The sequence below is a fragment of the Ruegeria sp. CDSC025 genome, from assembly GCF_059610805.1.
The window spans coordinates 436,604-444,913 of sequence record NZ_JBXWOJ010000003.1; the positions used below are offsets into that span (position 1 = coordinate 436,604).

Annotated in this window: 7 protein-coding genes; 6 read left to right on the top strand and 1 reads right to left on the bottom strand. The window is 57.5% G+C overall.

From position 1 onward, the window contains the following. Nucleotides 1-140: 140 nt before the first annotated feature. Nucleotides 141-332 carry a hypothetical protein gene (locus tag AC2FH8_RS07640; RefSeq protein WP_271948651.1) on the top strand — a complete coding sequence of 64 codons (192 nt, stop codon included), beginning with the start codon at nucleotides 141-143 and terminating at the stop codon, nucleotides 330-332. A gap of 61 nt (nucleotides 333-393) precedes the next feature. Here the strand turns inward: AC2FH8_RS07640 and AC2FH8_RS07645 are convergent, their stop codons facing one another. After that, entirely contained in the window at nucleotides 394-1,023 is a 630-nt protein-coding gene (locus AC2FH8_RS07645) for a response regulator transcription factor (protein ID WP_496689141.1), read from the bottom strand. A gap of 219 nt (nucleotides 1,024-1,242) precedes the next feature. On the opposite strand from AC2FH8_RS07645, the gene AC2FH8_RS07650 reads away from it, so the two are divergent. From AC2FH8_RS07650 to AC2FH8_RS07670, 5 genes are read left to right on the top strand one after another with little or no spacing between them, the layout of a single operon-like run. Continuing rightward, nucleotides 1,243-2,484, top strand: coding sequence for a pyridoxal-phosphate-dependent aminotransferase family protein (locus tag AC2FH8_RS07650; protein WP_281972632.1), 1,242 nt, complete (start codon nucleotides 1,243-1,245; stop codon nucleotides 2,482-2,484). Between the two features lie 16 nt (nucleotides 2,485-2,500). Continuing rightward, nucleotides 2,501-3,697 carry a malate--CoA ligase subunit beta gene (locus tag AC2FH8_RS07655; protein ID WP_142635202.1) on the top strand — a complete coding sequence of 399 codons (1,197 nt, stop codon included), beginning with the start codon at nucleotides 2,501-2,503 and terminating at the stop codon, nucleotides 3,695-3,697. Then, nucleotides 3,697-4,587, top strand: coding sequence for a succinate--CoA ligase subunit alpha (sucD, locus tag AC2FH8_RS07660; protein ID WP_281972634.1), 891 nt, complete (start codon nucleotides 3,697-3,699; stop codon nucleotides 4,585-4,587). The genes AC2FH8_RS07655 and sucD overlap by 1 nt, the downstream gene beginning before the upstream one ends. Continuing rightward, nucleotides 4,587-5,558, top strand: coding sequence for a 2-hydroxyacid dehydrogenase (locus tag AC2FH8_RS07665; protein ID WP_281972635.1), 972 nt, complete (start codon nucleotides 4,587-4,589; stop codon nucleotides 5,556-5,558). The genes sucD and AC2FH8_RS07665 overlap by 1 nt, the downstream gene beginning before the upstream one ends. Next, nucleotides 5,558-8,188 carry a phosphoenolpyruvate carboxylase gene (locus tag AC2FH8_RS07670; RefSeq protein WP_496689144.1) on the top strand — a complete coding sequence of 877 codons (2,631 nt, stop codon included), beginning with the start codon at nucleotides 5,558-5,560 and terminating at the stop codon, nucleotides 8,186-8,188. The genes AC2FH8_RS07665 and AC2FH8_RS07670 overlap by 1 nt, the downstream gene beginning before the upstream one ends. The last annotated feature ends 122 nt before the right edge of the window (nucleotides 8,189-8,310 follow it).

Genomic DNA, 8,310 nt, shown 5'->3' on the forward strand with positions numbered 1-8,310 from the left:
GAAGTCGAAATGATCCTGGCCGGACCGGCCCACTGGAGCAAGACCTGACCTCGATCAAAGCCGCCGTCGCCAAAGACGAGATCAGATGGGACAGCCCGCTATATGGCGAAAAAAAGCAGCAATTATATGATGAGATTGACGTGTTTCTGTTTCCAACTCGATATAGTTTCGAAGCTCAACCAACTGTAATCTACGATGCCTTCGCGTCGGACACAGCCGTGACCTCTTTCGCGCGCAGAGCTATCGAAGAACAGGTTCAGGTTTGCATTGCGACCGTCGCCGTCGATCAGAGCTTTCACGAAACCGCCACCCAATTCCCCACGGGTTCCTAAGAAAGGCCGATCACGCGACCAACAGAATGACCACACCATTGGAGCATTTGGGCAAATCTATCTAATGTGAGGCCGCATTAGACGAATAGTAATACGCGATGGCCTGCGTCCTATTCTTAACCGATAGTTTTTCGTAAATGTTTGACAGGTGAAATTTCACGGTATTGGTCGATATCTGAAGCTCTTTGGACAACTCGCGGTTGGACATGCCCTTGGCTAGAGCTTCCAGAATCGCGCGCTCTTTCCGCGACAGGCTGTGGATCGGATTCTGTTGCATCTGGCGGACATCGATGAACGGAAACACCATCTTGCCAGCAGCCACGTCCGCGCAGGTTTCCAGCAACGCTTCAACTTCACCAGACCGGGATGAGAACCCCGCAGCTCCTGCCTGCATTGCAAGGCGCGGAACATCTCCGACATCATCGCCGTAAATGACAAAACGGGGCGCGCCTTCCTGTTCTCGCAAAACCTCGATCAATTTGGCCGCGCCTAGAACAGGCAAGCTCCAGGAGATCACACACACCTGGACCGGAACTCTCATGACCGCGCCCAGGAACCCTTCAGCTGTCGCCGATGTGGCAACCAAAGAGAATCGCGGATCACGTTCAAAAATCTCCGACATGGCCGATAAGACCAGCGGATTGTTGTCGGCAAGCATGACGTCAATCGGTAGTTGTGAAGGCTCTGTCATTGATTTTACATCCAAATCCTCAAGAAACTACCCATTCGTATAGGGCAAAACTTGGTATACTTCGGTATTCTTGCCAATACGGGTAGGTTTTTCCCCATCCTATTAGAAGTCCTAAAGCAGTAGTAAGTTACGTTGCGCGATGACGCAAGCAAGGCTTTCCTGATCCACAACGAGATGTCTGGGCGTGGTTGACCACCCCAACGATCAAGGAGGATCGCAATGACTTTCCAGATTTATCCAACGCTCGAAATCCCCGAGACGCTGGCCGCAGGCCCCGGGCCGGGCAATACAGACGCGCGCGTTCTACAAGCCTTTTCCAGCGCCGGAGTTGCGGATCACATGCAGGGCGACGTTTTGCGCGGCATGATCGAATGCAAGCACATGCTGCGCGAAATCTGGGGCACCACGAACATATACACCTTTGCGGTCGCAGGCACTGGTTGGAGCGCTTTGGACACCATGTTCTCGGCTGTCATGCCCGGTGACAAGGTTGTTGCGTTCAACAACGGGACCTTTTCGGGCATCGATACACTGACCCTTCGGATCAAGGCAGCGACACCGGACGAACATGCTGCCAACCCCTTGGATCCGCAGGCCGCCAGTGTCACGATCATCGACGTGCCGCATGGTCAGTCGGTGACCGGTGACATGGTCGAAGCCGCACTGGCTGAACACAAGCCCAAATGGGCGTTTATGGCACATTGGGAAACGGGATCAGGACGCATCAATGATTTGCGCGGTTTCTCGGATGCCTGCGAGCACCATGGTGCAATGGGTCTGATCGACGCCGTTTCGTCTTTGGGTGTCGAAGATTTCCGGGTTGATGATTATCCGGGCATCGCGGGCTGGGCCTCTTGTCCGCAAAAGGGCCTGTGCTGCTTGCCGCTTACCTATGCTCCCGTCAGTTTTACCGACGCATATATCGACAGCCTGAAAGCAACGGGTGCCTACAGCTATGTTCACAATCCCATTTTCGAGGCCCGCCACTGGGGCATCGTCGATGGCCAGGATGTTGAAAAAGGCACATATCACCGAACACATTCGGGCTATGCCGTCGCGGCCTTTCATGAATCGTTACGCCTGACCCTGCAGGAGGGGCTAGCGAAGCGCGCGCATGCCTACAAAACGCACGAGGCCGTGCTGCGCGATGCCGTCATTGCGATGGGCTGCGAGGTCACCTCGGACATGTCCAGCCTTGTGGTGCTGAACCTGCCCGCTGAACTTGCAGGCCGCGAAATGGAGCTGGTGCAGAATTGCCGGGCCCGGGGCTTTGGCATCTGGCCAACCCTCAGCGCACCTGTTCAGGTCCGCATCGGCATCCTGAACCAACTGAATCATCAGTCGATCGGCCGCATCGTGCATTTGTTTGCCGAAGCAATCCGCGAGATGGGTGGTTCGGTGAATCTCGAAGCGATCGAAGCGCTTCTGGAAAGCCGCTACGGCACATCTATCGCTGCATAAACGGGAGGAAATGCAGATGGATATCCACGAATATCAGGCGAAAGAACTTCTTTCGAATTTCGGCGTCGAAGTCCCTTCGGGGGCCTTGGCCTACAGCCCCGAGCAAGCTGCCTATCGTGCACGTGAGCTGGGCGGCGACAAGTGGATTGTAAAGGCTCAGGTTCACGCAGGTGGCCGCGGCAAAGCTGGGGGCGTAAAGCTGTGCAATTCGGAAAGCGAAATATACGCAGCCTGTGAGGAGATGTTTGGCCGCAAGCTGGTGACGCATCAGACCGGACCCGATGGCAAAGGCATCTATCGCGTCTACGTCGAATCTGCCGTTCCGATCGATCGGGAAATCTATCTGGGTTTTGTGCTCGACCGCTCAAGCCAACGCGTGATGATCGTCGCCTCGTCCGAGGGCGGAATGGAGATCGAGGATATTTCCGCAAAACGCCCTGAAAGCATTGTCCGCTCCATCGTCGAACCTGCGGTAGGTCTGCAGGAGTTTCAGGCGCGCGAGATTGCCTTCAATCTGGGACTGGAGCCCCGTCTGATCCAAAACATGGTCCGCACCCTCCAAGGGTGTTACGCCGCTTTCAACAAGCTGGACGCGACTATGGTTGAAATCAATCCGCTCGTCATCACCGGCGACGATCGAGTGTTGGCGCTGGACGCCAAGATGAGCTTTGACGACAACGCCTTGTTCCGCCACCCGCAGGTCGCGGAGCTTCGCGACAAAAGCCAGGAAGACCCCCGTGAAAGCCGCGCGGCGGATCGTGGCCTGTCTTATGTCGGGCTGGACGGCAATATCGGCTGCATCGTGAATGGTGCCGGTCTGGCCATGGCGACGATGGACACGATCAAGCTGGCCGGGGGAGAGCCTGCAAACTTCCTCGATATCGGAGGCGGCGCGTCACCAGAACGTGTTGCCAAAGCTTTCCGATTGGTACTGTCCGACAAGAACGTCCAAGCGGTTCTGGTCAACATTTTCGCCGGCATCAACCGCTGCGACTGGGTTGCCGAAGGCGTCGTGCAGGCTCTGAAGGAACTGGATATCGACATCCCAGTCATCGTGCGCCTTGCCGGGACGAATGTTGAAGAAGGTCAGAAAATACTCGCCAAGTCCGGTCTGCCGATTATTCGTGCAACAACATTGATGGAAGCTGCCGAACGCGCCGTTGGTGCATGGCAAAACGATTTGACCCAAAACACCAAGATGAGGGCTGTGTAATGAGCATTCTTCTGGACCGCGACACCCGCGTTATTGTTCAGGGCATCACTGGACGTATGGCGCGCTTTCACACCAAGGATATGTTGGAATACGGCACCAATGTTGTTGGCGGTGTCGTCCCTGGCAAGGGCGGCGAAATCGTAGAAGGCGTGCCTGTCTTCGACACTGTCAAACAGGCGGTCACGGCCACCGGCGCAGAGGCCAGCCTTGTCTTCGTGCCGCCCCCGTTTGCGGCGGATTCGATCATGGAGGCCGCAGATGCCGGTATCCGTTATTGCGTTTGCATAACCGACGGCATCCCGGCGCAGGACATGATCCGCGTCAAACGCTATATGTATCGCTATCCCAAGGACAATCGCATGGTGCTGACCGGCCCGAACTGTGCTGGAACCATCAGTCCTGGCAAGGCCCTGCTGGGGATTATGCCGGGCCATATCTACCTGCCGGGCAATGTCGGAATCATCGGTCGTTCGGGCACGCTGGGCTATGAAGCCGCGGCGCAGCTGAAGGAGCGTGGCATTGGCGTCTCAACCAGCGTCGGTATCGGTGGCGACCCGATCAACGGCTCGTCATTCCGCGATATCCTTGAGCGGTTCGAACAGGATGAGGACACCGAGGTCATCGCCATGATCGGCGAAATCGGCGGCCCTCAGGAAGCCGAGGCGGCCGAGTATATCCGAGACCACGTCACCAAACCCGTCGTGGCCTATGTCGCCGGTCTGACCGCACCTAAAGGCAGGACCATGGGTCATGCCGGGGCTATCATCTCGGCATTTGGCGAAAGCGCCTCGGAAAAGGTCGAAATCCTATCGGCGGCGGGTGTGACTGTTGCTGAAAACCCTGCGGTAATTGGCGAGACCATCGCCCGCGTCATGGGAGAGGCTGCGTGATGGTCAAACCTTCGGTCCTTGTCACCCGTCGCTGGCCCGCCGCCGTCGAGGCGCAACTGGCCGAAAACTACAACACCGTACTCAACATCGGGGACAAACCATTGTCCCCTGCCGAGATCCGCGATGCGTTGAAACGCTATGACGCGGTTCTGCCTACGGTCACCGACACGCTCAGCGCCGAGGCGCTGGACGTATCTGCGGCGCAAACCAAAATCCTCGCCAATTATGGAGTTGGTTACAGCCATATCTGTGAACCCGCTGCGCGCAGCCTTGGTATGACCGTAACCAATACGCCGGATGTCCTGTCCGAATGCACGGCTGATCTGGCCATGACATTGCTGCTGATGGTAGCCCGCCGCGCCGGCCAAGGCGAACGTGAGCTGCGCGCGGGCGGCTGGACCGGCTGGCGTCCGACCCATCTGGTCGGCACCAAGGTCAGCGGCAAGACTCTGGGCATCATCGGTTTTGGCCGCATCGGTCAGGAAATGGCCCGTCGCGCGCACCATGGGTTCGGCATGAATATTCTTGTCCAGAACCGGAGCACTGTCTCGTCCGAGGTATTGAAACAGTTCAACGCAACTCAGGTCGATACCGTGGACGATCTGCTGCCGCACTGCGACTTCGTCTCACTGCACTGCCCGGGTGGGGCCGCAAACCGGCACCTGATCAACGGGCGCAGAATGGATCTGATGAAGCCCAACGCCTTCCTCATCAACACTGCGCGCGGTGAGGTCGTGGATGAGCACGCGCTTGTGCAGTCGCTGATGTTCGACACGATCGGTGGGGCTGCTTTGGACGTGTTCGATGGCGAACCTCGCATTAGCCCGGATCTGTTGCAATGCGACAACCTGGTGATGCTACCCCATCTGGGTAGCGCCACAAAAGAATCGCGCGAGGCCATGGGCTTTCGCGTACTCGACAATCTGGCCGACTTTTTCGCAGGTCGCACCCCGCGGGACCAGGTGATCTGATGCAAGCGCTGGCCCGCAATATTCCGTCCACCCCGGACCCTTCGGGCTATGCCGAGGAATTGCGCTCGGAACTGCGGGCGTTGTGGCGGAATATTCTGTCGAAGCGGGCGCCGCATGTGGCGACATGGGCCGAGGCCATGCCGTTGCAACCCATCCCTACAGGGCTCGAGGCAACGCCGTATCTGCAAGCCCTATCGATCTGGTTCCAACTGTTACGCATCATTGATGAAAACGCCCATGTTCGGGACCGGCGCCTGACCGAGACCCTAAGCGGCGCGGAAGCGGTCGAAGGCGGGTTTGCCGAGGTGTTGTCTGAACTGCAATTAACGGACAGCCAGACAAAAAAACTGACGGCTGACCTATGCGCCGGTCCCACCCTAACCGCGCACCCGACCGAGGCCAAACGGGTCACCGTTTTGGAAATTCACCGGCGGATCTACCGCAATCTTGTCAGTCTTGAAGTGCAACGATGGACCCCGACCGAACGCACCGAATTGCTGAATGGTCTGGAAGGCGAGATTGATCTTTTGTGGCTGACAGGCGAACTTCGCCTGTCGCGCCCAAGCCTGCGCGACGAGATCGAGTGGGGGTTGCAATTCTTCCGGGATGCAATCTTTGACGCCGTCCCGCAGGTCATGGATCGGTTCGATCAGGCCTGCCTGCATGTGTTGGGTCAGACTCTAGCCAAAACACCCAACATTCGCTTTCACAGCTGGATTGGCGGCGACCGAGATGGCAATCCGAATGTCACAACCGAGATGACCGCACTGGCCCTGCAACGCGGCCGTGAAACGGTTCAGGATCTTTATCGTCAGGCCATCGATCAAGCTGCAAGCCGGTTGAGCATCAGCGCGCTCATATTGCCGCTTCCTGAGTCAAACCGTGCACGTGTACAAGAAATTATCGACCGGACTCCGGACGACGATCGCAATCGAAACGAACCGTTCCGGCAAGCTCTCAATGCCATTCGCTATCGGCTGACCGATGGCGGCTATGATCACATCTCACAATTCGTAAGCGATCTTGGGGCACTTGATGCGGCTTTATGCGCGGTCAACGCCGACGTCCTGGCACAGAGGCATATCCGTCCGCTGTGCCGTGCCGCTATGGTTTTCGGGTTCCGAACCACAACCCTGGATATTCGTCAGAATTCAACCGTCACGAATGACGTTCTGACGGAACTTTGGTCACAATCCGGACATGCACCGGAATATGGCACGCCCGACTGGTCTACCCGTCTGCGATCAGAGCTGGCAGATCAAAACCTGCCCTATCAAAACCGCGAGGCGCTGAGCGATCAGGCGCAGGAAATGCTGGCGCTCTTATCGCTTGTTCATAGTGTTCGCTCGGGGCCGGACCCTAAGGCAATTGGGCCATTTATCCTGTCCATGACCCGGTCTGCCGATGATATTCTCGGTGTGTACCTGCTGGCCCGCTATTCCGGTTTCGGGTCCGAGACACTGGATATCTCGGTGGTGCCATTATTCGAAACGATTGCAGATCTTCGCAATGCCCCTGCGATCCTGCTGGACGTTTTGGCAGTACCGCTTGCCCGCCGCAGCCTCAAAACCGATGGAAATGAAATCGAAGTGATGCTGGGGTATTCGGACAGCGGCAAGGATGGCGGGTATTTCTGCTCAACATGGGAGCTGGAGCGCGCCCAACGTCGCATCGTGACGGCACTGGCTTCGCAAGGTTTCAAGGTCACGTTTTTCCATGGACGCGGCGGCTCAGTCAGTCGGGGCGGCGCTCCCACTGGGCGGGCGATTGCTGCGCAGCCCAGCGGAACAATTGCCGGGAGCTTGCGCGTAACTGAACAGGGCGAAGTTGTTTCGACCAGATACGCCAACCGCGGAACAGCCGCGGCCCATCTGGAACTGCTCCTCTCAAGCACGTTGCGTCATACCGCCAATCCCGGCGAAACCCTGGCCCGGCCCGAGTTCGACGACGCGCTGGATGCTCTGTCGGAACTGTCACAGACAGCCTATGTCTCGCTTTTGAAGATGCCAGGCTTTCTGGACTATTTCCAGCAGGCCAGCCCGGTCGAGGAATTAGCCCGCCTGAAAATAGGATCTCGTCCGGCACGTCGCTTTGGCGCGGCCAGTCTGGATGATCTGCGCGCCATTCCATGGGTCTTTGCCTGGTCGCAGAACCGCCACCTGATCACGGGCTGGTATGGTTTCGGGGCCGCAATGGCCAGCTTCCGCAAATTTCGTGGCGCGCGCGGTGATGAAGTGCTGCAGGATATGTTTCAGCACTCCCGGCTGTTCCGCCTTGCCGTCGATGAAATGGAGAAATCGCTCTATCAGGCGGATATGGGCATCGCCGCACAATACGGCGAACTAGTGCACGATGAGAACACCCGACAAATCGTCTTTCAGTCAATCAAAGCGGAATACGATAGCGCCTGCAGTGCAGTGCAATTTCTGACGGGAGGACAAACTATCGGACACCGTTTCCCTCGCCTGTGCGAGCGGTTTGATCGCAAACGGGCTGAACTGGCCCGCATTCACGCGCTGCAGGTCGAATTGCTGCGACAAGCTCGATCCGAACCTCAGGCAGGATCGGTTCCTGTTCCCCTGCTGCAATCCATGAACGCTATTTCCGCTGGCCTTGGCTGGACCGGCTAACCCTTTTTTGGAGGTTTCAAAGTGAACGCCCCGCAACGCACACAAGGTTTTTTCACCCAGTCTCTCTCAGCGCGCGACCCAGAGCTGTTCGGCTCGATCACGTCCGAGCTGGGCCGTCAGCG